The organism is Aestuariivirga sp. (assembly GCF_046093005.1).
Taxonomy (GTDB): domain Bacteria; phylum Pseudomonadota; class Alphaproteobacteria; order Rhizobiales; family Aestuariivirgaceae; genus Aestuariivirga.
Genome location: NZ_JBJTER010000192.1, coordinates 1 through 1,450, shown reverse-complemented (window position 1 = coordinate 1,450; position 1,450 = coordinate 1). Strand labels below are relative to the sequence as shown.

The 1,450-nt window shown below is 66.3% G+C and carries 1 protein-coding gene; it reads right to left on the bottom strand.

All coding sequences use genetic code 11. The features are described from left to right. Positions 1-1,450 (bottom strand): PAS-domain containing protein (locus ACKOED_RS16100; RefSeq protein WP_408917647.1); only part of this gene is annotated, 1,450 nt, incomplete at both ends.

Genomic DNA, 1,450 nt, shown 5'->3' with positions numbered 1-1,450 from the left:
GGGCGGCTCGCGGGAGTCTTTGTCGGCGAGGTCGGCCAGCCGTTGCGCCTGCGGGTCGGCGAGCAGGCGTTGTTGCTGCAGAGCGCGCACCGGCATCATCAGTTCGCGCTCCGCCATGCGCAGCCGCTCTTCCTGCAGCTTCAGCGCCGTGATGTCGGTTCCAACCGAAACGAATCCGCCATCCTTGGTGCGCCGCTCGTTGATCTGCAGCCAGCGGCGGTCCGCGAGCTGTACCTCGAAGGAACGGCCTTCGCCGCTCTCGCCCTTGAGGCCGATACGCTTGCGCACGGCGGGCTCCTTGGCGGTGCGCACCACGTCCTCATAGGGCGTGCCCGGCACGCAGACCGAGACGGGAAGCGAATGGAACTGCTGGTATTTTGAATTGCACAGCACCAGCTTGTTGTCGGCGTCCCACAGCACGAAGGCCTCCGAGATGTTCTCGATCGCGTCCTTGAGGCGGAGTTCGGCCTCCTTGTTGAGCTTGTCCGCAAGCTTCTGCTGGGTAATGTCGAAGACGATGCCGATCAGGTGCGGGCGGTCCTTCGCTTCGCCGGGCGCCAGCGCCATGCGGGCGCGGAGCCAGACGTAATGTCCGTCTTCGTGGCGCATGCGGAACTCGAGGTCGAAGGACGTGCTGCGGCCGTCGAGCAGCTGCTCCACCGCCTCCTCGAGCTGGGTGTCCTGCTCGTGGATGCGGCTCACCGCCTCGGCGAAGGTCAGATAGTCGCCCTTTACGGGCATGCCGAGGATGTCGAACATCGAGCGTGACCAGAAGATCACCCCCTTGTCGATGTCCCAGTCCCACATGCCGCATTGGCCGCGGTCCAGCGCCTTGTCGAGCCTTGCCGTGGCGAGACCCAGCATCGAGTCTGCCTCGGCGGCCTTGGCGGCCTGCCAGTGAAAGGCGCCGCCCAGCAGCATGAGCACGAACAGGGTCACGATGAACAGCGCGGTGACGCGGGTGACGCTGGTGCGCCAGGCCTGCAGCACATCCGACTTGCGCTGCAGCACGAACAGCGTGCCGGGAAAATCGCCGAGATCGTGCATGCCGACGAACGCGTCGTCGCCGGAGGCGAGCCGCAGCGGCGCCATCTCGCTGCTGTTGATGCCGACGCCGACAATGAAATCAGGCGCCAGAAGACTGGTAACCGGCAAGCCATCGAGCTGCGCCGCGGCGGGCTGGCTGGCGATGATCCGCCCGGCGTTGTCCACGACGGCGAAAATCCGGTCTTCTTCCAGCGCGGCCGCCGGAATGACACGCTTGAGATAGACGCTGGTGACGGCTGGCGGCGCGGCGCCCTTGAGCTGGGCCGCGGCCGCATCGGCCTTCAGCGCCTCGGCGGCGATCCGGCCATAGAGCGCCGAATGCCGGTTCTGCTCAGCCATGTGGGTGGCGCGGCTGTCAGTGAGCTGCAACAGCAGCGTGCCGCCCATCAGCACCAGAAACAGC